This is a genomic window from Limnohabitans sp. (assembly GCF_017848645.1).
GTDB lineage: Bacteria > Pseudomonadota > Gammaproteobacteria > Burkholderiales > Burkholderiaceae_C > Limnohabitans_A.
The window spans coordinates 110,039-133,321 of the sequence record NZ_JAFEIF010000042.1; the positions used below are offsets into that span (position 1 = coordinate 110,039).

General features: G+C 60.0%; 22 protein-coding genes and 1 pseudogene. 11 read left to right on the top strand and 12 right to left on the bottom strand.

Annotation, left to right across the window (positions count from 1 at the left end; translation table 11 throughout):
• Positions 1 to 33: 33 nt before the first annotated feature.
• The 6 genes and pseudogenes from QZ190_RS09895 to QZ190_RS09920 all read right to left on the bottom strand — a co-directional run.
• Positions 34 to 627, bottom strand: a complete 594-nt coding sequence (locus QZ190_RS09895; protein WP_291915603.1) for a 3'-5' exonuclease — start codon at positions 625 to 627, stop codon at positions 34 to 36.
• A gap of 5 nt (positions 628 to 632) precedes the next feature.
• Positions 633 to 1,559, bottom strand: coding sequence for a ribosome biogenesis GTPase YlqF (ylqF, locus tag QZ190_RS09900; RefSeq protein ID WP_291915605.1), 927 nt, complete (start codon positions 1,557 to 1,559; stop codon positions 633 to 635).
• A 93-nt stretch (positions 1,560 to 1,652) separates the two neighbouring features.
• On the bottom strand, positions 1,653 to 2,075 hold the full coding sequence (locus QZ190_RS09905) for a type II toxin-antitoxin system VapC family toxin (RefSeq protein ID WP_291915607.1): 423 nt from the start codon (positions 2,073 to 2,075) through the stop codon (positions 1,653 to 1,655).
• The gene (locus tag QZ190_RS09910) at positions 2,072 to 2,305 is read right to left on the bottom strand and encodes a plasmid stability protein (protein WP_291915608.1); all 234 of its coding nucleotides are present in this window, start codon (positions 2,303 to 2,305) and stop codon (positions 2,072 to 2,074) included. The genes QZ190_RS09905 and QZ190_RS09910 overlap by 4 nt, the downstream gene beginning before the upstream one ends.
• Before the next feature lie 52 nt (positions 2,306 to 2,357).
• A complete protein-coding gene (locus QZ190_RS18130) occupies positions 2,358 to 3,263 on the bottom strand; it encodes a type IIL restriction-modification enzyme MmeI (protein WP_367114238.1) in 906 nt (301 codons plus the stop codon).
• 186 nt (positions 3,264 to 3,449) lie between these two features.
• A pseudogene (locus tag QZ190_RS09920) lies at positions 3,450 to 5,251 on the bottom strand (DNA methyltransferase); the annotation flags it as partial.
• A gap of 201 nt (positions 5,252 to 5,452) precedes the next feature.
• On the opposite strand from QZ190_RS09920, the gene QZ190_RS09925 reads away from it, so the two are divergent.
• Together QZ190_RS09925 and QZ190_RS09930 are read left to right on the top strand one after the other, a co-directional pair.
• The gene (locus tag QZ190_RS09925) at positions 5,453 to 5,719 is read left to right on the top strand and encodes an Arc family DNA-binding protein (RefSeq protein WP_291915613.1); all 267 of its coding nucleotides are present in this window, start codon (positions 5,453 to 5,455) and stop codon (positions 5,717 to 5,719) included.
• On the top strand, positions 5,716 to 6,135 hold the full coding sequence (locus QZ190_RS09930) for a type II toxin-antitoxin system VapC family toxin (RefSeq protein ID WP_291915614.1): 420 nt from the start codon (positions 5,716 to 5,718) through the stop codon (positions 6,133 to 6,135). Before QZ190_RS09925 ends, QZ190_RS09930 begins: the two co-directional genes overlap by 4 nt.
• Positions 6,136 to 6,229: 94 nt before the next feature.
• On the opposite strand, the gene QZ190_RS09935 is transcribed toward QZ190_RS09930, so the two are convergent.
• The 3 genes from QZ190_RS09935 to QZ190_RS09945 all read right to left on the bottom strand — a co-directional run bounded on the left by QZ190_RS09935 (position 6,230) and on the right by QZ190_RS09945 (position 8,450).
• Positions 6,230 to 6,580 carry a DUF6488 family protein gene (locus QZ190_RS09935; protein ID WP_291915616.1) on the bottom strand — a complete coding sequence of 117 codons (351 nt, stop codon included), beginning with the start codon at positions 6,578 to 6,580 and terminating at the stop codon, positions 6,230 to 6,232.
• A gap of 31 nt (positions 6,581 to 6,611) precedes the next feature.
• Complete coding sequence (locus QZ190_RS09940) at positions 6,612 to 7,400, bottom strand: HupE/UreJ family protein (protein WP_291915617.1); 789 nt, start codon at positions 7,398 to 7,400, stop codon at positions 6,612 to 6,614.
• Between the two features lie 144 nt (positions 7,401 to 7,544).
• A complete protein-coding gene (locus QZ190_RS09945; protein ID WP_291915618.1) occupies positions 7,545 to 8,450 on the bottom strand; it encodes a LysR family transcriptional regulator in 906 nt (301 codons plus the stop codon).
• Between the two features lie 104 nt (positions 8,451 to 8,554).
• Here QZ190_RS09945 and QZ190_RS09950 point away from each other — a divergent pair, with 104 nt between their 5' ends.
• Positions 8,555 to 9,715 carry a twin-arginine translocation pathway signal protein gene (locus tag QZ190_RS09950; RefSeq protein WP_291915620.1) on the top strand — a complete coding sequence of 387 codons (1,161 nt, stop codon included), beginning with the start codon at positions 8,555 to 8,557 and terminating at the stop codon, positions 9,713 to 9,715.
• Positions 9,716 to 9,825: 110 nt separating this feature from the next.
• Entirely contained in the window at positions 9,826 to 11,931 is a 2,106-nt protein-coding gene (locus QZ190_RS09955) for a DEAD/DEAH box helicase (protein WP_291915622.1), read from the top strand.
• A 371-nt stretch (positions 11,932 to 12,302) separates the two neighbouring features.
• On the opposite strand, the gene QZ190_RS09960 is transcribed toward QZ190_RS09955, so the two are convergent.
• Both QZ190_RS09960 and QZ190_RS09965 read right to left on the bottom strand, forming a co-directional pair.
• Positions 12,303 to 12,731 (bottom strand): hypothetical protein, encoded by a 429-nt coding sequence (locus QZ190_RS09960; protein WP_291915623.1) that lies wholly within the window; start codon positions 12,729 to 12,731, stop codon positions 12,303 to 12,305.
• A gap of 337 nt (positions 12,732 to 13,068) precedes the next feature.
• Entirely contained in the window at positions 13,069 to 14,076 is a 1,008-nt protein-coding gene (locus QZ190_RS09965) for a hypothetical protein (RefSeq protein WP_291915625.1), read from the bottom strand.
• Between the two features lie 187 nt (positions 14,077 to 14,263).
• Here QZ190_RS09965 and QZ190_RS09970 point away from each other — a divergent pair, with 187 nt between their 5' ends.
• The 3 genes from QZ190_RS09970 to QZ190_RS09980 all read left to right on the top strand — a co-directional run bounded on the left by QZ190_RS09970 (position 14,264) and on the right by QZ190_RS09980 (position 17,496).
• Entirely contained in the window at positions 14,264 to 14,767 is a 504-nt protein-coding gene (locus QZ190_RS09970; protein ID WP_291915626.1) for a hypothetical protein, read from the top strand.
• Between the two features lie 125 nt (positions 14,768 to 14,892).
• Positions 14,893 to 16,287, top strand: a complete 1,395-nt coding sequence (locus QZ190_RS09975) for a M20 family metallopeptidase (RefSeq protein ID WP_291915627.1) — start codon at positions 14,893 to 14,895, stop codon at positions 16,285 to 16,287.
• 9 nt (positions 16,288 to 16,296) lie between these two features.
• Positions 16,297 to 17,496, top strand: coding sequence for a M20 aminoacylase family protein (locus QZ190_RS09980; RefSeq protein WP_291915629.1), 1,200 nt, complete (start codon positions 16,297 to 16,299; stop codon positions 17,494 to 17,496).
• A gap of 85 nt (positions 17,497 to 17,581) precedes the next feature.
• Here the strand turns inward: QZ190_RS09980 and QZ190_RS09985 are convergent, their stop codons facing one another.
• Entirely contained in the window at positions 17,582 to 18,736 is a 1,155-nt protein-coding gene (locus QZ190_RS09985) for a succinylglutamate desuccinylase/aspartoacylase family protein (protein ID WP_291915630.1), read from the bottom strand.
• A 125-nt stretch (positions 18,737 to 18,861) separates the two neighbouring features.
• Between QZ190_RS09985 and QZ190_RS09990 the strand changes: the two genes are divergently transcribed.
• The 4 genes from QZ190_RS09990 to QZ190_RS10005 all read left to right on the top strand — a co-directional run.
• Positions 18,862 to 20,652 (top strand): peptide ABC transporter substrate-binding protein, encoded by a 1,791-nt coding sequence (locus QZ190_RS09990; RefSeq protein WP_291915632.1) that lies wholly within the window; start codon positions 18,862 to 18,864, stop codon positions 20,650 to 20,652.
• Positions 20,653 to 20,655: 3 nt separating this feature from the next.
• Positions 20,656 to 21,615: an ABC transporter permease gene (locus QZ190_RS09995; RefSeq protein WP_291915633.1), complete on the top strand. Its 960-nt coding sequence runs from the start codon at positions 20,656 to 20,658 to the stop codon at positions 21,613 to 21,615.
• Positions 21,581 to 22,513 (top strand): ABC transporter permease, encoded by a 933-nt coding sequence (locus tag QZ190_RS10000; protein WP_291915634.1) that lies wholly within the window; start codon positions 21,581 to 21,583, stop codon positions 22,511 to 22,513. Before QZ190_RS09995 ends, QZ190_RS10000 begins: the two co-directional genes overlap by 35 nt.
• A gap of 12 nt (positions 22,514 to 22,525) precedes the next feature.
• Positions 22,526 to 23,283 (top strand): ABC transporter ATP-binding protein (locus QZ190_RS10005; protein ID WP_291915636.1); only part of this gene is annotated, 758 nt, incomplete at its 3' end.

Here is a 23,283-nt window from a genome sequence, read left to right on the forward strand (position 1 = left end):
AAGAACTGGTCAAAGTGCCAGTCAAAGCTCAAGTTAAAGTTTCAGGGCCTGCCAGACCCGAATGGCCGCATACGCGTCGTTGGCGGCGTAGACCAGTTGCGCCTCGCTCAGGCGGGCGTTGGCCCAGTTGCTGGTGGCAGCTTTTTTGGACTTGATGAAGCGCTGGTTGAACAGCACGGCCACCGCGCCTTTGACGCCCATGTCTTTGCGGTAACCCCGCTCGCGAAAGATGGTGTTGAGCTCCAGAATGCCCTGTGGGTCGATGCCCAGCTTGTGCACGATGCGCTTGCGGTCGTCGCCCAGGCCAAACCCGGCTTTGGCAATGCCGCCGCGTGCCAGCAAATCGGCGGCAACGGCGCGGCACTCTGGATCGTGGAGCTGAAACACCCAAGCCCGCTCGGCCGTGGCCAGCTGCAAGATGTGCGGCCCGTCTGACTGTTCGCCCACCTTGAAGGTGGGCTTGGATTCGGTGTCAAAGCCCCAGGCGCGGGCGGTGATCAACTGGTCGTGCGCCTGATGCGCCTGCGCCGCGGTGTTCACCAGGCTGATGCGGTCCAGCCCCAGGCGCTCAAATTCGGGCAGCAGGGCGATGGCGTCTTTGTCGGGGGTGGGGCGTTGCGCGTTCATGGCGTTCAATCTTTCACGGCTTTTTGGGCCTTCTTGCTGCCTTCTTTGCGCACGGCCCGCTCGGCATCGGCTTTTTTGCCCTCGGCCAGCCAGGCGGCAAATTCTGCGGGGGTTTCCAGCGTCAGGCGGCCCAAAGCGGCCGAGCGGAAGTCGTGGATCACGATTTCGGCGGCCTTGGTGGTGTTGACCCGGCCGCCGCTCTGGATCGCGCCGCGCTGGCGGGCGATGGCTTCGAGCAAGGTTTCGTCGGTGTGGCGTGCCACGTCTTGCACTTTGTAGCGCTCGGTGATGGCTTGGGGGTAATGCGGGATCAGGTAGTTCAGCAGTTCCAGCGCCACCACCTCTTCGTCAAAAGCGTTCACGCCAATCGCGCCGCTGGCGGCCAAATTGAAACCGCTTTGCTCCACGATGATGCGCGGCCACAGCACGCCGGGGGTGTCGTACAAATAAAAGTCATCGGCCAGCGTGATGCGCTGCTCCAGCTTGGTCACGCCCGCTTCGTCGCCGGTTTTGGCGGCGCGTTTGCCTTTGAGGGTGTTGATCAGCGTCGATTTGCCCACGTTGGGTATGCCACAAATGAGCACCCGCATGGGCTTGACCATGCCGCCCCGGTTGGGTGCGAGTTGGCGGCAAGCATCGATTAAAGCCTTGGCGGGCTGAGTCATGCTGGTGTCTAGCCCCAGCGCGCTCACGCCGGGCAGGGCGTTGTAGTGGGCCAGCCAGGCGGTGGTTTGCGCCGGGTCGGCCAAGTCTTGCTTGCTCAGGATTTTGAGGCCTGGTTTGCCCCCGATCAGCTCGGCCAGCATGGGGTTGGCGCTCGAGCCCGGCAGGCGGGCGTCCAGCATCTCAATGACCACATCGATGTCTTTGATGCGCTCCCCAATCGCCTTGCGCGTGAGGTGCATGTGTCCGGGGAACCATTGAATCGCCATAAAAGAAGCCGTTGCTGACTGAAAGTGCCAAATGGGTGATTGTCAGGCAGTTCTCACCCGCGTGGCGCTGGATGGCCCCCTTTCACCCAAGCTTCAGTTAAAGGTCCAGGGGTTGATGAGGTCCACGCCTGTGCCCTGAAAGTCACGCACGTTGCGTGTGGCCACGATGAAGCCGTGGGTTTTAGCGATAGCCGCGATTGCACAGTCTGCAAAGCCCACGGGGTTGCCCTGGGCCTGTGCGCCAGCCAGGCATGCGGCAAAACAGTTCGCCGCACGGTTGTCAAAGTGCAAGATACGGCCCTCAAAGAGAACGCTCACTTGGCTGGCCAATGCTTGGGATAAAGCATCACGCCGTTTGCCTTGGGGCATGATTTCCACACCCGCCAGCAACTCGGCCAAGTTGATGCTGGTGATGAACAAGGTGCCCGGCTCTTGGGCATTGAGCCAATGCACGACCCCGGGATGCGGCAAGGGTTTGAGGGGTTCTGACACCAAGTTGGTGTCCAAAATGATCATTCGAAGCTAGCCGGTTCAACGGGGCGCTTGTCGCGTGGGAACTCCAATTCGATGCCCCCCAGTTGTTGGCCAATGGCCACCAAGGCTGAGCCAATCCCGATTTTGGGGGCCACGGCATTTTCCAGAATCAGGCGAATCTCAGCCTCGGTGCTGCGTCCATGCTGGGCGGCGCGCAGTTTGAGGGCCCGGTGTGTGGCTTCTGGCAAGTTTCTGACGGTGACGGATGACATGGCCGCTTCTCCTTCAAATGAATCTGAATGATAGCAATCAATTGATTTGATATCAAACTAGCGAGATTTCTTTTGGAGACTTAATGGGTTTTCGGGTGCTTGTTTGGCGTGGCTTTTTATCGGGTGTGGAACCCTGAGCGGGTTCCAGCATGGGGGCTAGGGCTAGCTTTTCGTAAAGGTCGAACAGGTAGGCCACGCGGCTGGTGTCGTCGTTGCTTTTGTCGTAGCCATAGGCATCGTCCACGGCTTCATCGACGGCGTCGTGCGCGGCTTGCAGGCTTTTGTTTTTGCGCAGGTTGTCGGGGTCGTACAGCCAGGCCAGGCTTTTGTCGGCATGCTGGGCACGGGCGTCGAGCACGGTCTGGGCAGCGGTTTCGATGGCGGCTTGCTGTGCCGGGCTGGGTGTGGGCCAAGGGTAGTTGTTGTAGACGATGGTGTTGGAGTAACGGTAACGGCTTTCGAGTCGGCCGCAGACGGCCCGCATCCACGCGTTGTGCATCGTCGAGGTGAGCGTGCCGAAGTGGTAGAGCGTGGCGTTGGGCACAGCAAAGGCCAGATTGCTCACGATGACTTGGCTGTCGATGTAGCCAATCGGCACAAATGAGCGCCGTTCCGACGAGACGCTGGGCACCAGCAGGTAGTTGCCAGCGGGTTGGCGAATTTCGCCAAATAAATGCGGTACGGCGGCGAGTTTTTGGGTGGGGACTTTGGGGCTGGCCAGGCGCATGGCCTTGACGGCCTGGGTGCGCCGTTGCAATTCGGGCGAAGCGGCCAGGTCGGCGTCGGTCATGTCGGCCAGCCACAGGCAAAAGCGCGGCGTGTTGTTCAGGAATTCGTCTGCGCCCAAAAAGGCCCGGATGTAGCGGGTCGCAATCGGATCGCTGTCGCGGATGGCCTGCGCGTCGTCGGCGCTCAGCAGCAGGTGCCCGCCGTCGGTGGGTTGGCTACCTTTGTTCATGGGCGACACCTTACACAGGGGAGCGCGCCGATTGGACAAAAAGATGGCAGGCGCATCCACCAAATAAGCATTGATCCGTCGCGTCTTTTGCAATTGCCCGTCGCCGCTGATGCCCTGGCCGTAATCCCACAGGTCGCACTTTTTGGGCTTGTCCAGCCCAAAGCCCACGATCACGCAGTGCACCGCCGCCACGCCCGAGCCCTCGTTGCTCCACTTGAAAGTGCGGTGCGCAAAGTGGATGTGCAGGCCTTGGTCAAACAGTGGCTGCCACAGCACCGACACCTGCTCGCCTTGCGTGATGCTGTTGGTCGACACAAAGGCGGCTTTGATTTGCGGGTTGAGCTTGATTTGCCCAAAGGCCTTGATGTACCAGGCGGTCACGTAGTCCAGCACGCCCGTGCCCTGGGCTTTGCCAAAGATCAGCGCCATGTCGGCTTTTTGCTCGGCGCTTTGCTGGGTGTAGCCCAAAAAAGGCGGGTTGCCCACGATGAAGCTGATTTTGGAAGCCGCGATCACGGTGTTCCAGTCGACTCGCAAAGCGTTGCCTTGGTGGATGTTGGCTTTGCTCACCAGCGGAATGCGTTTGTAGCCGTTGGCCCAGCGCTGGTTCATCTGGTGGTCGGTTAGCCACATGGCCACTGTGGCGATTTCGGCGGCATGGGGTCGATCTCGATGCCGTGAAATTGGTGCACGTTGCACAGCGGCATGGTCTGCTGTGCGCCTTTGATGCTGTTGAGCTCCATCAGGGTTTGCTGTTCCAGCCAACGCAACTCGCGGTAGGTGACCACCAAAAAATTGCCACACCCGCAGGCCGGGTCAAAAAAGTGCAGGCTGGCCAGTTTGGTGACAAAGTTCTTGAGCTTTTTGGCGTCGCCTTTGCACAGCGCCAACTCGGCTTGCAGGGCTTCGAGAAACAGCGGGTCGATGGCGCGGCGGATGTTGCGCTCGCTGGTGTAGTGGGCCCCAAAGTCGCGGCGCTTCTTACTTTTGCCCTGCGCTTCTTCGTCGTCCCAATGCATGATGTGCTGGAACAAAGTGCCAAAAATGTCTGGGCTGATGTCGGACCAGTCGATGTCGCAGCAGCCCAGCAGGGCTTGGCGCGAGGCGGCGTCAAAGTCCGGGTCTTCAATGCGCTTGGTGAAGAGGGCCCCGTTCACATAGGGAAAGTCCAGCAGGTAGGCATATTGCCCATCGGTGCGCTGTGTGCTGGCGTCGCCCTTGGCTGAGGCGTTGGGGTTGGTGTCCAAACGTCGAAAGATTCGCTGCAGCTTGCCGCCCAGATCGTCGCCTGCGCTGTTGCTGCTTTGCACCGCCAGCTTGAAGGCGTCTTCTTTGTTGAACAGGTTCGTGTCGTCGGCAAACAAACAGAACAGCAGTCGCACCAGCAGGGTTTGCAGGTCTTGGCCCCGGTAGCCGGTTTGTTTAACCGCGTCGTGCAGGTTGCCCAGTCGCCGGGCCGCTTCGATGCTGGCTTGGGCCTGGCGGTCTTGGTAGATGCGCTCGTAGCCCAGCAAAAAGTCCAAATCATTGACGTGGCTTTTGAAGTCGGCCAGCTTGAACCGGATGGGGGCTTGGTCCCCGGTCTCGTCGTACAGGTGCAGGTTTTGAAAGTCGCTGACCAGGATGTAGCGCGGAACGTCGTCCTTCTTTTTGAGCAGGGGAATGTAGGCCTTGGCCTGTTCGTAGGCTTTGGCCAGGTCTTCGCCTTTGGATTTCATCTCCACCAACAGCTGGCCCGGGAAAAAGCCGTCGATGCGGTTGATGCCCACACCGCTGTTTTTGGTCACGCGGCGCTCAAAGTCCACCGAGCGCAGGTAGTTCAGCCCGTAAACCCCACACATCTCGCGCACAAAGTTTTGTGCTTGGCCCGACTCGTAGCTGGCATCGGCAAAGTTTTTGCTGAAAGCTTCGGCCCGGTCGTTGAGCTGGTCTTGCAGTTCTTGAGGGTGGGGTGTTGGGGTGCGGGTGGCGTTGTCTGGAAGAGTCATTTGAAACTATCAATCTCAAAAAAATGAATAACTGGGTATTCACTTGATTCTAGAGATTGAATGTGTTGTTTTGAATTCAAATGCCTCCTAATTCAGACTCTTTAAAATTCTTTTATCCGTGGCTTGGGTTTGGCCGTATTGGCTTGCCTTGTTAAAAAATGCTGTCACTGCTAGCATTGCTATCGAAAAAGGAGCCAGCCCATGTCCACCCTGACCATTCGCAACATAGAGTCCGAGATCAAGGACAAACTTCGCCTGGCCGCAGCCGCGCACGGCCGGTCCATGGAAGAGGAGGTGCGCTGCATCTTGCGCAGTGTGCTGTCGCAGCCTGTGGCAGCTACGGGTTTGGGCAGCCGTTTAAACGCCCGATTTGCAGCGATTGGCGGTGTGAATTTGCCGCTGCTTGAACGCACCGAGATGGCCCGAGCGGCTGACTTTGGCGATGCGGGGGTGGAGGCTTCGCTGTGATCGTGCTGGACACGAATGTGGTGTCTGAGCTGATGCGGCCCGTGCCCAACCCGGCGGTGCTGGCTTGGGTGGATGCGCAGGTAGACCGGGATTTATGGCTGTGCAGTGTAGGGGTGTCCGAACTGCTATTCGGTCTGGCCCGTTTGCCGCCCGGTGCACGCCGGGCGCAGTTGACACAGTCTTTTGAGGCCATGCTGGCCGAAGACTTTCCCGGTCGGGTCTTGGCCTTTGACTTGCCTGCGGCTGTGGTTTATGCCGATTTGGTGGCCAGGCGGGAGCGCGAAGGTCAACCTGTGGCCATGGCCGATGCCCAGATTGCCGCCACCTGTTTGGCCCACGGTGCACAACTGGCTACGCGCAACGTGCGGCACTTTGAGGGATTGGGCTTGGTTTGGGTGAATCCTTGGTCCGCTTGAGCCGGTGGCTTGAAGGTGCCCAGTGGCTCAGACGGAATCCTTGGAGGCTGGCCAGCTGAGCCCTTTTAAGCCCTTTTAATCCGTGTACCGCCCTTCATTGCCCCGTGAAATTGGCAGCAATGAAGTTGCCCGGCAAGGTGAAGAACATGTAGAGCGTCTCCTTGCTTTTGTCCTTGGCAGCGGCGTCCTTGAACGTTACCTTCCATTCCTTGCCCTTTTTGCCATCGACGGCTTCGATGCTCGCAGGCTTAACGGCGCTCCAGGCCGCATCGAGTTTGCCGGTTTTGACCAAGTTGTCTTTGCGCTGGAGCGCACAGCCGCTCACGGTGGCTTCGGTGGCTGGTTTTTTGCCGTGAAAGTGGCAGCTGCCACCGGGGTCGGCCCATGTCGTGGGTGCCCACAAGGCGGTGCACAGGCTCAGGGCGGCTAGGGTGATTTTGGTCATGGTGTGTCCAGTCGGTGTTGGAATCAGGCGATCACTTCAAGGTGTTGCGGCTGTCGTCGGTGGTGTTTTGAATGTCCATGTCTTCGTGCGCGTGCTGGTGTTCTGCTGCGGGGAAGCGGAAGCTGTCGGGCTGGCTGTCGTGCTGGTAGCCGTGCAGCTGCGTGAACAAGAGGTAAACGCCCGCGTACATCAGGCCCAGGTTGGCCAGGTGGCTGAATCGCTGGAACGAGGGGCGCTGGCGCCACAGGGCCAGCACTGCCACCATCACGCTCAAAGCAGCGATCTGGCCGACTTCCACGCCCACATTGAAGCTCAAAATGCGCCAAAGCATGGCCACCGGGTCGTCGCCCAAGGGCAGCTGTTGCAAACGGGTGGACAGGCCAAAGCCGTGCAACAGGCCAAAAACAAACACCGCCTTGAGCAGGTTGGGCGAGGGCATGTTCAGGTGTTTTTGAAAGCCACCGTTGTTGTCAAAGCCCTTGTAGATCACGCTCAGGGCGATGATGGCGTCGACCAGATAGAAGTTCCAGGTGATCTTGAAATAGGTTGCGAAGATCAGCGTGATGCAGTGGCCGATGGTGAACACGGTGACGAACTTGGCCACGTCTTTGAAGGTGGTCAAAAAGAAGACCACGCCAAACAGGAACAATAGGTGGTCATAGCCCGTGAGCATGTGGCTGGCGCCCAAGCCCACGTATTGGAGGTAGCCGCCGTCGAGCATGCGCTGGCGGTCTTCGTCAGAAATGCCGTGGGCCCAGGCCAGGGCTGGCAAAGCGCACAGCAGCCAGGCCAGCACAGGGCGTGTCGGGAAAGTTTTCATAGGTCAGGGAACGTGTATGCAGGTGAGGCAAGGATGGAACAGGGCCTGCGGGAGTGCTGCCATGGCCCTCCAAGGATTTCTCTTCAATTTTACGAACGCAACCGTGGTGAGCGCTCGGGTAAGGGCTTCACCTGCGCTTAAGGGTCAAGTCTTTGCAGGCTCGGCCAGTGCCAGCGGCACCTCATCGCCCAAAAAGTCAAACACCGCCCGCATCAGGGCACTGGTGCGCAGCTCGCGGTGCACCGTGAGCCAGATGGGGAAGACCGGCAACTCGATCATCGGCAAGATGGCTTTGACGGTGGGGTCTGAGTCAATCAGGTGCTCGCTCACAAAACCCACGCCAAGCCCTGCTTTGACGGCTGACCAATGGGCGATCAGGTCATCGGTGCGAAGGCCGTGGCGCAGGCCGCTGGCCGCAAAACCCAGCGCCGCAAAACCGTCTTCGATCTCGGTGTTTCGGTCGCCGGTGATCAGGTCGTGCGCCAGCAGGTCGGCAGGTTGCAGCGGCGTGCCCTTGCGCTGCAAATAGCTGTGGCTGGCGCAGGCGCGCAGGGCCATTTGGCCAATGTGCTTTGCCACCAGGCTGCTTTGCTCGGGCCGCACCATGCGCAGCGCCATGTCGGCCTCGCGCATGAGCAGGTTGCTCACAGAGTTGGTGACCTGTAAATCCACCACCACATCGGGCAGGGCCTGGCGCATGCGGGCCAGGATGGGTGGCAACAAAAAGCAGGCCACGGGCTGGCTGGCCGACAGCCGCACCCGGCCTTGCACCGTTTGCCCCGAGCCCGAAGCCATGCGCGAAAAGCGCGCCGCACCGTCTTGCATGGCGTGGGCCGCTTCGGCCAGTTCCAGCGCTTGCGCGGTGGGCTGCAGGCCGCGCCCGGTGCGCTCAAACAGCACGAGTTTCAGTTGCTCTTCCAGCTCGGCGATGTGCCGCCCCAGTGTGGGCTGGCTCACTCCGGTGGCGCGGGCCGCGCCCATCAGGCTGCCGTGTTCCAGGGCCGCCAAAAAAGAGGGGATGAGTGCCCAGTTGAAGTTCGATGTATTCATGAATGAATGGCTGGTGTTTACTTTTATGCAATTGTGCAATGGCTCTGGGCTTCAGACAATCCACCTCAGACCCTTTTGAACACTTTTTAACCAGGAGCTCCACCATGAACAGAAGACAGATGTTGCGCATCGCAGGCGGCGGATTCATCGCCGCCGCCACCGTGAGCAGCTTGACCGGCTGCGACAGCAGCATGCCGCCCGAAGCGATTGCTGCGTGGACCCCCCCAGCCGACAGCCTGGACATCCGCCGTTGGGTTTTGTCGCACGCCTTGCTGGCACCCCACGCGCACAACCTGCAGTCGTGGCTGGTGGACTTGAACATGCCTGACACCATCGTGCTGCGCATGGACATGACGCGCCTGCTGCCCGAGACCGATCCACTTTCGCGCCAGTTGGTGATCAGCCAGGGCACTTTCATTGAGGTGCTGGACTTGGCGGCCCGCCAGCGCGGCTACCGCACCGAGGTGGCGATGTTCCCCGAAGGCGAGTACAGCGCCCAAGCCCCCGACACCCGACCCACGGCCCGCATCCGGCTGGTGCGCGACGCGCAGTTGCAGCCCGACCCGCTGTTTGCGCAGGTATTCCGTCGCCACACGCACAAGGGTGTTTACGAGACCCGCACACCGGATGCTGCTGATTTGCAAGCGGTGCGTGACAGTGTGAAAGGTTTGCCCGTGACATTGGGCCTGGTCACCCGGGGCGAAGAGGCCGCCATGGCCCGCCACGCGCAGATTGCCATGGACGCCTGGCGCACCGAGCTGGTCACGCCGCGCACGCTGCTGGAGTCTTACCATGTGCTGCGCATTGGCCCGAAGGAAATCGCCCAGCACCGCGACGGCATCTCGCTCAACTCGCCCATGGTGCGGGCACTCAACGCCCTGGGTTTGTTTGACCGAACCAAGGCCTCGGCCCCAGACAGCTCGGAAATCAAGGGCCAGCTCGAGCGCTTTAATGCCGCGATTGCCAGCACGCCCGCGTATTTTTGGCTGAGCACCGAGCGCAACGACCGCATCACCCAACTGTTGGCCGGTCGCGCCTATGTGCGGGCGCAGCTGGCCGCCACGGCGCAGGGCCTGTCCATGCACCCCTTGTCGCAGGCTTTGCAGGAATACCCCGAGCAAAAGCCGCATTACCAGGCCGTGCACCAGTTGCTGGGCGCCGCCGAGCGTGGGCACACGGTGCAAATGTGGACGCGTTTGGGCCACGCCCCGGCCATCGGGCCCGCACCGCGCCGGGGGCTGGAGGCGCATTTGGTGAAGGCTTGACGCACAAGGCCCATCGGTCGGGTTGGTGTCGATGGGTTTTTCATGAACAGGTCCAGCGTTGCAAAATGGCGCTTCATTAAAAACGCCAGCCAAGGCGAACAGGGGAGCCGATGAACACAGCCAGTCACTTGCAGCCGCCAAGCTCAGCCACCCGCGACGTCGCCGAGCAGCACATGCACACCATCCTGGCCCGCCTGGCAGGGCCGGGTGCGGTGCCGCGTGCCGACCAATTGGACGCCGTTCACGCCGTGCTGCAGCCCGCCTCGCGCGTGTTGGTGGTGCAGGCCACGGGCTGGGGCAAGTCGGCGGTGTATTGGGCGGCCACACACGCCATCCGCAGCACGGGCGCTGGCCCCACGCTGGTGGTCTCGCCCTTGCTGGCGCTGATGCGCGACCAGGTCAGCGCCGCCGAGCGGGCGGGCCTGAAGGCGGCCACGGTGAATTCCACCAACATCGACGACTGGGACGAGGTGTTCCAGCGGCTGGACGAGGACGCCATCGATGTGCTGCTGGTCTCGCCCGAACGATTGGGTAACCCGCGTTTTGCGGCGCGTCTGGGCGCTTTGCTGGCCCGGGTCGGCCTGATCGTGATCGACGAGGCGCATTGCATCAGCGATTGGGGTTTTGACTTCAGGCCCGACTACCAGCGGCTGGCGCGGGCGCTGTTGTCCACACCCACGGCCAGCGTGCTCGCCACCACGGCCACGGCCAATGAGCGGGTCACGCTGGACATTGGCAAGCAGTTGGGCGAGTCCACCGTGACTTTTCGCGGCACGCTGGCCCGCACCTCGCTCACGCTGTCGGTGGTGCCAGGCTTGTCGCCCTTGCAGCGCTACGCCTGGATCGCCGATGCGCTGGAGCAATTGCCCGGCTCGGGCATTGTGTACGTGCTCACGGTGGCCGAAGCCGAGCGGCTCACGGCTTTTTTGCGCAGCTGCGGCCACGCGGTGGATGCGTATTCGGGTCAGACCGATGCCGACACGCGCCTGAAGGTGGAAGAGCGTTTGCGCCACAACCAGGTCAAGGCGGTGGTGGCCACCTCGGCGCTGGGCATGGGTTATGACAAGCCCGATCTGGGCTTTTGTGTGCATGTGGGCTCACCCTCGACCCCGGTGGCCTATTATCAGCAGGTGGGGCGCGCGGGCCGGGCGGTCGCGCATGCCGAAGGGGTGTTGTTGCCGTCCGATGCCGACGAGCGCATCTGGGATTACTTTGCCACCGCGTCGATCCCGGATGCGGCCACGGCCGCCAAGGTGCTGAGCAGCCTGGGCAACGATGGGCGCAGCTTGCTGGAGATCGAAGCCGACACGGGTGTGCGCCGTGGGCGGCTGGAAGCGCTGCTCAAAATATTGGCCGTTGAAGGCGTGGTGGACAAGGACGGCCCCACTTGGCGCGCCACGGGCGTGCCCTATGAACACGACAGTGTCAAATGGACCGCGCTGGCCCAGGTGCGCCAGCAAGAGGCGGGCATCATGCGCCAGTACGCGCAGGGTGCGGGCTGCCTGATGGCGTATTTGCAAACCGCGCTGGACGACCCTTCGCCCGCGCCCTGCGGGCGTTGCTCGGTGTGCACCGGGCATTTGCCCTTTCCTGGGCTGTCGCCATCACAAGACAAGTTGATGGCCGCCCGCAACTTTTTGCGCGGCATGGACGTGGACATCGAGCCGCGCAAACGCTGGCCGGGCGGGGTGGGGCGCAAAGGAAGTATTCGCGGCTTTGACGTGGGCCGTGCTGTGGCTTTTGCCGACGAACCGGGCTGGGTGGCCGAGCTGCAGGCCTTGAGCTTGGCCACTCGCGGGGAATTTGCAGGCTCAGGCGAGGTGCCGCCTGAGCTGCTGGCCGGGGCCGTGGCCACGCTGGGGCGCTGGGCCAAGACCTGGCCAGCCCGCCCGGTGTGCGTGGTGCCGCTGCCTGCGCCCGACATGTCTGCCAACCGCGTGCTGGCCGAACACATTGCGCGCAAGGGGCGCTTGCCGCTGCACGACGTGTTCAGTTGGACCGCTGGGCCAGCGCCCAACGACGTCGCCTCGACTCCGGTGGTCGCGCACCTGGAGGCGGCCATTCGCCTCGCACCCGATGCCGCACTGCCCGCCGGACCGGTGCTGTTGGTGGCCACCCAGGTGCGAACCCGCTGGGCCGCCACCGTGGCTGCGGCGATGTTGCGCGAGCAAGGTGCGCCTCAGGTGCTGCTGCTGGCATTGCATTTGCAGCCTTGATGACCATGGTCTCAGGGCAAGCGCGTTATGGCGGGGTGCACAATGCACTCATTTAGCAGGCAGCTGAAATACCTCCTGACAGCGGGAAAATCGGCACTTCCGATGGTCGTCTATCCCTTGGCAGCCTAAGAAAAGTGGCTTGTAGGCCGTTCTATGAGATCAGAATTTTGCTACAGGCACCATCAATACAGTATTTCAGCAGCCTGTTAGGGGATGAGGGAGGGTTTGGAAAAGGCATCTCTAAAACCGATTTGCAAGACGTAAACACAGACCGTTATTTAAAAATACTAATTAAAAAAAATGCAAATTTACCTTAGAGATAAGGTGCCGCTTCTGAATCTTGTAATATTTAGTGCCCTGTGAGTTTCAACTTATTTGCTACGAGCATAAGCCACAGCGGCACCTAATGCCAATACTCCGATAGCAACTTTTCCCCAAAGTGAATTGTTGCTGGCGTTCATCCGCTCATTAGATTCCAATGCTTTACGTTGTAAATTTTCTGCATGTCGGTATGCATCACGTTTCTCTTCGGATGTTCTCGAATATTTTTGTGATGTTTGAGAAAAGGTATAGGCTCCATCGGTGGAGTGGGCATTTCCTTTAAAAGCATTTTCCTGGGACTTGGAAATTTCTCGTGCAATTGCCTGAATAGCATCTAAGGCTGGCTTCGCATGGTATGCAATAAGCCCTACTTGCTTACTGGAAAGCTTTTTAGCTGCGTATTGCTTTGCAACTTTTTTTATTTCGGCCGGGTCATTAGCCTTTAGTTTGTCAAGATCAAAAAAAATTTTTTCTGTCATGATTTTCGTGTGTTTTGCGATTTAATTTTATGAAAAGTTAGTATCGATTGGACGATGTTCAAACGTTTCATGATCCCCATGAAGGCTTTTCGCTGTTAAAGAAGTCGTAGACGTAAGCCGAACATTGGGATGGTCAGTTCTTACAGTTGGTATTAATTGTACATCTAAAGTTTATTTAATGGTGTCAAGCTTCGTTCCCTGACTCCTTGGTTCGACCTCTGAAATGATAGAGTTTTTCCATTAAAATCAACAACTTAGACATCATATACTGATCGCCCATGGATCTGGAAATTTAGGCGGAATTGGGTATTTAACCGATATATCTTCACTGCAGTATTTATTTTTTGTACCCCCAAACCTCTGGCAAATCGCCTTGGCCGGGAATGAACAGTTGATCGACGCAATCGAATTCGGTGCACGCCACTTTGGCCAGCAGTTGCGCTGTGGCGATGGTTCCGTAAGTCGTGTTTTTGGGTGCGCCGGGTTTGATGAGCACCAGCCATGCCCCTGCTTTCCAGCTGCTGGCATCTGCTTGCAGCAAGAGTGCATCCGCGCCTGCTTGGTTGCGCGGGGCTGTCACACTGACTTCTTGATGATTCAGGGCGCGCTGGAAAACCACCACCGAACTGATGGCCTGTGTGCCATATGCAAACGGGTTTCGGCTCCATTGGTCCAAGCTCGCATGTTGTTTCAGACCATGCTGTTTTTGCCATCCCTGAAAGCGCTGCAAATTGGCTTCGTACTGCGGGCGCTTTTGGCGGTGTTCTTTGTAAAACTGTTCTTCCAGTTGAAGCTGCTGCACCGATACGGCCTGGGTCCCCGGGGTTTTAGGAAAGTCCAGGTTTTCATAGCTCAGTGGCTGGGGGGACTGGCCAGCCTGCAGTGCTTTGAGGCCTGCCGCATCGTGCCATTCACCGCGCAAGTCGGCACGCAGGCGGGGTGCTTGGCCCACAGGCGCGTACCAAACTTGGCCTTTGCAGTGCCGGTGCAAGGCGCGGGCGGCCAGCACCATGGCCGCTTCGGCGTATTGGCCAGCCAGTTTGCCTCTTTCACCTTGAACGATCAGCAGATCAGGGCGGCATGGTTCGTCCGCTTTGCCAGAGTTGCGGACGGTGCGTACAAAAGCGGGGACTTCGTTGATGAGCCCCATGGACCAAATGGCGGCTTTGTCGCCCCCGGGCAGCGGTGCCAGTTCGCGAAGGCTGATGCCGGGCTCTCCTGAGAAGGCTGGGAGCGTCAGAGCGCAACACAGCAGGGTGGCCGCGATGCGTAGGGGATACAGTTGGAGAGCCTTGGCCTGAGTCATGGGGGCTTGTTTGCACCGGTCCCAGAGCAACGAGCTCATGGGGTGCTTGAAATGAATTATTTGGATTTATATTTTAGAGGGATTTGGTTTTGTACGGCGTTTGGCCAGACACACCACCTCCCGGTGCGTTTCCGGAGTGCAAACGGCTTCTTTGATGGTGCCTGTGTGCGGTTTACCGATGTTTCATGAGGCATGATCCACATTCAACGTTTTTTTTACAGCCCCAATGACCGACGACACACAAGACACCCCCCTGCGGCAAGAAGCCCGCCTTTGGCAAGACGAAAACTGGACCGCCCAAGTCATCAAAAATGAAGACGATGACGGCTGGGCCGTGGCGATGTACAAGGTGGGTGAGTCTGAACCTGCGTTGGTCGGCCCCTGGACCATGGGCCGCGACAAGAAGAACCCCAAGCCGCTGGATGGCTCAGCCTTCATCACCTTGGTCAAAACCGCCAGCGAGTTTGTGCGCCGCAGCGAGCAGCAGCTGCACGCGCAGCTCAACCAAAGCGTGACCGTGAACGGCCGGGAAAGCCGCGTCACGGTGCTGCTGCGCATCGTGCCCGACGAGGACAACCCCTACGCCGTGCTGAGCGCGCAGGACGAAGGCGGTGACGCGCTGGCCGAAGTCAAGGTGGATGCCGGTTTCAAGCTCAACCGCCAGAGCGCGCAGGCCTGGGTGGATGCTGACTTTGCCAAGCCGGGCCAATCGGGCACTGGCAGGCGCTGAAGTCACGCCAAGCTGTCACCTGCGGGCCTGGCCAGCACATGGGTGCTTGACTTGCAGGCGCTGTGCTGGCAACTTGGCGGTTTGATCCCACCCGCCATGACGCCTCATGGCCTAGGAAACCCCTCATGAGCCGTGCAGCAGCGATCGACCGAGCCCAGCGCCATTTTGACGAAGGCCATTTCCGGCACACCCTGGCCCGGCGTGTGGCCGCCCCCACCGAAAGCCAAAACCCCGAACGGGCCGAGCAGCTGCAGGCTTACCTCACGCAAGAGATGCAGCCCGCCTTCGAAGCCATGGGCTTTGCTTGCCGACTGCTGCAACACCCCAAGGCCAAAGCGCCTTTTTTGTGGGCCGAGCGCATCGAAGACCCGGCCTTGCCCACGGCCCTGGGTTATGGCCATGGCGATGTGATCCGGGGCCTGGACAAGGAATGGCGCGAGGGCTTGTCGCCTTGGTCGCTGACAGAGCAGGCTGGGCGCTGGTACGGCCGGGGCATTGCCGACAACAAGGGCCAGCACAGTGTGAACCTGCAGGCCATGGCCTGTGTGCTGGCCGAGCGCGGGCGCTTGGGCTTCAACGCCAAATACCTGATCGAGATGGGCGAGGAAACTGGCTCACCCGGTTTGCGCGATGTTTGTGCCGAGCACCGCGATTTGATGCAGGCCGATTTGCTGATCGCCTCTGACGGTCCCCGCCTGCGGGCAGACCGGCCCACGATTTTTCTGGGCTCGCGCGGCTGCATCAACTTCGAATTGAGCATCGAGGCCCGTGCGGGTGCGCACCACTCGGGCAACTGGGGTGGCCTGATCTCCAACCCCGGCATTCAGATGGCGCATGCGCTGGCCAGCCTGGTGTCGGCCACGGGTGAAATTTTGGTGCCCGAGTGGCGGCCGGCCGCCATGCCCGCATCGGTGCGCCGCGTGCTGGCCGATTGCGAGGTGGACGGCGGCGTCGATGGACCGGTGATCGAGCCCGAATGGGGCCAGCCGGGCCTGAGCCCCGCCGAGCGCGTGTTTGGCTGGTCGTCTTTTGAAGTGCTGGCCTTCAAAACCGGTAACCCAGACACCCCGGTCAACGCCATTCCAGCGCGGGCCTGGGCTTGTGGCCAGCTGCGCTTTGTGGTGGGCATTGACCCGGATGACATCCTGCCCGCCTTGCGCAGGCACCTGGACCGGCACGGTTTCGGGATGGTCAAGGTCAAGGCGGCACGGGACGAGTTGTTCAAGGCCACTCGCATCGACCCCGACGACGACTGGGTGCGCTGGGCGGTGGATTCGCTGGCCCAGAGCACCGGCAAAAAACCGGCGGTGCTGCCCAACCTGGGCGGCTCATTGCCCAATGACATCTTCACCGACGTGTTGGGCCTCAAAACCATTTGGGTGCCGCACTCTTACCCCGGCTGTTCGCAGCACGCGCCCAACGAGCATTTGCCCGCCGAGTTGCTGCGCGAGGCGCTGAGCGTCATGACCGGTTTGTATTGGGATCTGGGCTCGGGCGCTGTGCCTGCGCTGTCACGCTGAAAGTCTGAAATGAACGCACGCTACACCTGTTTTTGCCAAATCTCGGACCTGCTCGAGGCCGAGCCTTTGCTGCGCGAAGCGCGCCAGCACCTGCACAAATTTCCCGAGTTGTCGTTTCAGGAAAAGTCCACCGCGCAATGGGTGGGTGACCGGCTTGAAGGCTGGGGTTATCGGGTCACCCGCAACGTGGGCGGGCATGGCCTGGTGGCCACGCTGAGCACTGGAGAAGGCCGTGGCATTGCCTTGCGTGCTGACATGGACGCCTTGCCGATCCACGAAGAAACCGGCAAGCCCTATGCCAGTGCCCATGCGGGCACCATGCACGCCTGCGGCCACGATGGCCACACCGCCATGCTGATGGGGGCGGCGCAGCAACTGGCCAAAACGCGTCAGTTTCAGGGCACGGTGCACCTGGTGTTTCAGCCGGCCGAAGAGGCGGGCAAAGACAGCGGTGCGCAGCAGATGATTGCCGATGGCCTGTTCGAGCGCTTTCCCTGCGACGCGATTTTTGGCATGCACAACCACCCCGGTGCCGCGCAAGGCACTTTCATGTTCGGCAAGGGCGCTTTCATGTCGGCCTCGGACACCTGCCGCATCAAGGTGATCGGCCGGGGCGGCCACGCCGCACGGCCGCACCAGGCGGTGGACCCGGTGGTGATTGCGGGCAGTTTGATCATGGCCTTGCAGACCGTGGTCTCGCGCAACATCGATCCCACACAAACAGCGGTGGTGACCATTGGCTCGGTGCATGCGGGCCAGGCCACGAACGTGATTCCCGAATTCGCCACCTTGGGCCTGAGCATCCGCTCCTTCAGCCCCGAGGTGCGCAACCGTTTGCAAGAGCGCATCACGCACCTGGTGCGGGACCAGGTGAGCTCATATGGCGGCGAGGTCGAGATCGAGTACGAGCGGGGTTACCCGGTGGTGATCAACAGCGATGCCGAAACCGATTTCGCGCGCGAGGTGGCCGAGGAATTGGTCGGGCCCGAGCAGGTGGTGTTTCCCTTCGGACCGGTCACGGGCAGCGAAGATTTTGCCTATTACCTGCAGCACAAGCCCGGCAGCTTTTTACGCTTGGGCAATGGCCTGGACAGCGTGATGCTGCACAACGCCCGCTACGACTTCAACGACGCCAACTTGTCGGTGGGCGCGGCGTATTGGACGCGTTTGGTGGAGCGGTTTTTGAACGAACCCGCTGATGTTTTGTAGGAGCCCACCCTGTGGGCGATTGACCGCACACCACCACGGCAAGCCATCGCCCCCGGGGTGGGCTCCTACAAAGGCAGTTGGGTGATCAGTCGTCCAGACCCGTCGCACCGATTCGGTGGGGCAGGGGCTTGGCGCCGCTGATGCGGTACATCACCTGGCCGGGCCAGGACAGGTAACCGTCCAAGCGCCGTGAAAACAGCACGCCATCGGTCTGGCTTGTGAAGGTGGTTCGGCCTTTGGCGCCGTTGGGGTTGGCCGGGTCGATCACATCACAAATGGCCTGGCCTTTTTTGACCTTGGCGCCAGGCTTGACGCGGAACACCAAAAAGCCGGTGCAGGTGCTGTAGCCCACGTCCATGCCGCTCATGGGTGCGGGCGCGGTTTTCAACTTTTTCAGTGGCGCGGCTTGGCCGCCCACCACGCCCTGGCGCACCAGCCAACGGTACAGGTTCTGTGCATCGGATTGGCCCAATGCGTCGCTCACATCGTGCTGGCTGCGCATCTCGACCGTCACCGACATGCACGCTTGCGGAATGTTGGCCTTCGGAAACTGCTCGGCCAGCCGCGCCCACAGCACGCTGTTCACGCCCGAAAATGTCAGGGCCTTGGGGTAGGGGTCGTTGTACAGCGTGGCTTCAACGCCCAAATCGGCCGCCAGCGAAGTCAGCGTGCCTGTGGCCACATCGTTTTTGGCGCCAAACAGATGCAGCGCAGCGTAAATGTCGCAATGCAAATCCAGCACAAAGTCGGCATCGCAGCTGAGTTTTTGCACCTCCACGCGCAAGGTGCCCAGCTCGTTCAGGGGCTTCAAGGCCTTGAGGCTGTCTTGCGCCGCTTTGCGGATGGTGCGCACGTTCGCCTCGGCATCTGCGCCCAGCTTCTTGCCCACGCGTTCGGCCACCGCATCGCTCAGGTCGATCCAGTTGCGGTTGAAGTTTTCGTAGCTCAGCAAGTTGTAGCGGCCCGCGTGCGAGTTGCCCACCAGCTGCGCTTGGCCAATCGGGTTGACCGTGGGCACCAAAATGATTTCACCCTGGATCAAGCCCTTCTTGTCGGCTTCGACCAGCAGGGGCATGAGGTGGTGCATGGCCATGGTGCCGGGCATCTCGTTGGCATGGATGGCCGCTTGCATGTAAACCTTGGGCCGTGCACCGGCTTTGCCAAAGCGCAAAACCGAAATGCTGCGCTGGGTGCCGGGCGTCATGCTGGGCAGTTGGATGGAACTTTTTTTGATCGCCATGCTGTCTCCTCTGGGATTGTTAATGCGGCATCTAAAGCATAACCCTAATGTTGCTGAGGCAATTTAGGGGTAACGTGTGGTTCAGGCTGAAAAGCTGACTTCAACTTTCAAATCAGGAGACGACCATGGATGAAAAAGCAGTGCGCGGATTGATTGAACAGGTTCGGGAAAATGCCATCAGCCGAAAGGACTTCATTCGCAACATGATCGGGTATGGCTTGACCGTGCCCATGGCTGCTCAAATGCTGTTGACCTCTGGCCTGGCCCAGGCTCAAACAGCTTCCGCCTACAAGCCCACCAAACGCGGTGGCGGTGGCCCCTTGAAGTTGCTCTGGTGGCAAGGCCCGACATTGCTGCAGCCGCACTTTGCCAGCGGCACCAAGGACCAGGAAGGCTCGCGCATCTTTTATGAACCCCTGGGCGCTTGGGACAGCGATGGCAACATGATTCCCATTTTGGCCGCTGAAGTGCCGACATCTGCCAACGGTGGTGTGTCCCTGGATGGCAAAACCATCATCTGGAAGTTGAAGAGAAATGTGCAGTGGCACGACGGCAAACCGTTCACGGCCGACGATGTGGTGTTCACCTACGAGTACGCTTTGGATCCGGCAACCGCCGCCTACACAGCAGGAACCTACAAAGACATCAAGGTCACCAAAGTTGACAGCCACACGGTCCGGGTCGAATACACGAAGGCTTCGCCGTTTTGGGCGGACCCGTTTTGCAGTGCGGCAGGCATGATCATTCCCAAGCACGTGTTTGGCGCTTTCAAAGGGGCCACTTCGCGCGACGCACCCGCCAACCTCAAACCCGTGGGCACAGGCCCCTACAAATTCCTGGACTTCAAGCCAGGCGACATGTTGCGCGGTGTGATTAACACCAGCTACCACGAAGCCAACCGGCCCTACTTTGACAGCATCGAGATGAAGGGCGGCGGGGACGCTGTGTCGGCGGCGCGCGCTGTGTTGCAAACCGGTGAGTACGACTACGCGTGGAACTTGCAAGTCGAAGACGAGTTGTTGCTTCGCCTGGAACAAGGCGGCAAGGGCAAAACATCCATCACCCCGGGCGGCAACATCGAGTTCATTCAACTCAACCTGGCCGATCCCTGGACCGAAATTGACGGTGAGCGCGCGCACCCCAGCTCCAAACACCCCATCCTGTCAGAGCTGGCCGTGCGCCAGGCCCTGAACTTGTTGGTAGACCGTGCGGGCATTCAAAAATTCATTTACGGACGCACCGGCATTGCCACGGCCAACTTCCTGAACAACCCCCAGCGCTTTGCTTCCAAAAACACCAAATTCGAGTTCAACATCGACAAAGCCAATCAGGTGCTGGAGACGGCGGGCTGGAAAAAAGGCTCAGATGGCATTCGCGAAAAAGGTGGCAAAAAACTCAAGTTCGTCTTCCAGACGTCCATCAATGGCCCACGCCAAAAGACCCAGCAAATCATCAAGCAAGCGGCGCAACGGGCAGGCATTGATTTGGAGCTGAAGTCGGTGCCGGCCTCGGTGTATTTTTCGTCCGACCCCGCCAACCCGGACACCTACACCAAGTTCTTTTGCGACATCCAGATGTTCACCACCACCATGCCTCAGCCCGACCCTGAGGTGTTCATGAACCAGTACCTGACCAACCAGTTTGCCACCAAGGCCAACAAGTGGCTGGGTCGCAACTCCACGCGCTACAGCAATCCGGAGTACGACAAAGCCTACCTGGAGGCCCAGTCGGAGATGGACCCGGTCAAACGGGCCGCCCTGTTCATCAAAATGAACGACATGCCCATCAATGACGTGGCCATCATTCCGGTGGTTTACCGGCCGCGCACTGCAGGTGCCGTGAACAACCTGGTCGCGCCTTTGAGCGGCTGGGACAACGACCTGTGGTTGCTCAAAGACTGGTACCGAAACGTTTAATCCATGTTTCACTACATTTTGCGGCGACTCTTGATCGCCGTGCCCAGTTTGTTGGGCATCAGCTTGTTGCTGTTCACTGTGCTGGCCATGGCCCCGGGCGATCCATTTTCGGAACTGGTCTCCAATCCGAACATTCCGCCCGAGGTGGCTTTGTCCTTGCGTGAAAAGTTCGGCCTGGACGACCCCCTGATGGTCCGTTACTGGAACTGGCTTGTGGCCATGGTTCAAGGCGATTGGGGGTACTCCTTCATCAGCCGCATCAATGTCGAGACGCTGATCATGGACCGTATCCCGGTCACCTTGCTGGTGATTGGATCGTCGCAACTGTTGGCCTTGTGCATTGCCATTCCGGTGGGTGTTTATGCAGCGACTCGGCCTTACTCCTTGTTTGACCAGATCGCGAGTACCTTGGCCTTCATCGGGTTTTCACTGCCTACGTTCTTCACAGGCATCTTGCTGATTTTGTTTTTCAGCATCCATCTGGACTGGTTGCCATTTGTCTACCGGGCCGACATCCCTGAAACAGGTTGGCGCTTTTTCTGGGAGCATTTCAAGCAAATGATCATGCCCGTCGCCGTGTTGGGCTTGTTCCAGGCGGGTGCCTGGACGCGCTATGTGCGGTCGGCGGTGCTGGATGTGATTCGGCTGGACTATGTGACCACGGCGCGCTCCAAGGGCTTGTCCGAAAAAGTGGTCATCACCAAGCATGTGCTGCGCAACGCGATGATCCCGGTGGTCACTTTGGTGGCCCTGCAGATGCCCGCCATTTTTGGCGGGGCCATCGTGACCGAGCAGATTTTTCGGGTGCCAGGCATTGGCTCTTTGATCATCAGTTCCATGTTGGCCAACGACACGCCGGTGGTGATGGCGGTGACCTTTGTTTTCTCCGCGCTGGTGATTGCGTGCAACCTCATTGCAGATATTTTGTATGGCTGGCTTGACCCCCGTATCTCCTTTGCCTGAGAAGGCCCCAACTCCCCGAGCGCCGGTCTCGCCAGGCCGCGAGGCTTGGCGACGTTTCAAACGTCACCGGCTGGCTGTGGTGTGCACCTTTGTTTTGGGCTTCATTATTTTGGCGGTGTTGCTGGGGCCTTGGATTTGGCGCGTGCCCATCAACGAGATCGACTTCACGGCACGCATGCAGCCGCCCTCGTGGCGGCACCCCTTGGGCACGGACGATTTGGGGCAAGACCTGCTGGCCCGCATGCTGTACGGTGGGCGCATTTCGCTGGCGGTGGGGCTGGCCGCCATGCTGATAGCCATCACCCTCGGTGTGGTGGTGGGGGCGGTGGCGGGCATGTCCAAAGGCCCGGTCGATGTGTTCCTCATGTGGCTCACCGACTTGTTCTTGTCTTTGCCCCAACTGCCCTTGTTGTTGTTGATTTTTTACCTGTTCAACGACACCCTGAAGAAATGGGTGGGCACCGAAATGGGGGTGTTCATTTTGGTGGTGGCGGTGATTGGTGGCTTGCGCTGGATGCCGGTGGCCCGTCTGGTGCGTGCCCAATTCCTGTCGCTGCGCGAAAAGGAATTCGTGGAAGCGGCGCGTGCTTTGGGGGCCAGCCCCTGGCGACAGGTCACGGTGCACATCCTGCCCAACGCCATGGGGCCGGTGATTGTGGCGGCCACCATCGATGTGGCGGCGGCCATCATTGCCGAGTCCACCTTGTCCTTTTTGGGCTTGGGCTTTCCGCCCGACATCCCGACCTGGGGCCGCATTTTGTTTGACGCCAAGGACCACATGGACATTGCGCCGCACTGGGCCTTGTTTCCTGGCTTGTTGATTTTCATCACCGTGTTGACCATCAACTACATCGGTGACGGTCTGCGCGATGCCTACGATCCGCGCCGCGTGCTTTAAAGAGGTTGACGGATGAGCCAAGCGTTGTTGAAAGTCCAGGATCTGCAGGTGCACTTTGACACCGATGACGGTGTCTTGCATGCGGTGGACGGCGTGAGTTTTCACATCGACCGCAGCGAGACGCTGGGCGTGGTGGGCGAATCCGGTTGCGGCAAAAGCGTCACGGCCATGACCATCATGAAGCTGCTGGCCATGCCGCCGGGGCGCATTGCCCACGGCCAGATCTGGTTTGAAGGGCAGGATCTGGTGCAGGCCGATTCGGCGGCGATGCAAAAGATCCGCGCCCGCGAGATCGCCATGGTGTTCCAGGAGCCCATGACCTCGCTCAACCCGGTCTTGACGGTGGGCGAGCAAATTGCTGAATCCTTGCGCTTGCACGAAGGCCTGAGTGCCAAACAGGCCAAAACCCGAGCCATCGAGATGCTGGGCCTGGTGAATATTCCCAAACCCGAGCAACGGGTTGACGATTACCCGCACCAGTTTTCAGGGGGTATGCGCCAGCGCGTGATGATCGCCATGGCCCTGTCGTGCAAGCCCAAATTGTTGATTGCCGACGAGCCCACCACCGCGCTTGACGTGACCATTCAGGCGCAGATTCTGGACCTGATGGACCGGCTCAAGTCGCAGATGGGCATGTCCATCTTGCTGATCACACACGCCATGGGTGTGGTGGCCGAAACCTGCCAGCGTGTGGTGGTCATGTATGCGGGCCGTGTGGTCGAAGAAGCCTCGGTGGAGGACTTGTTTGGTTCGCCCGCCCACCCCTACAC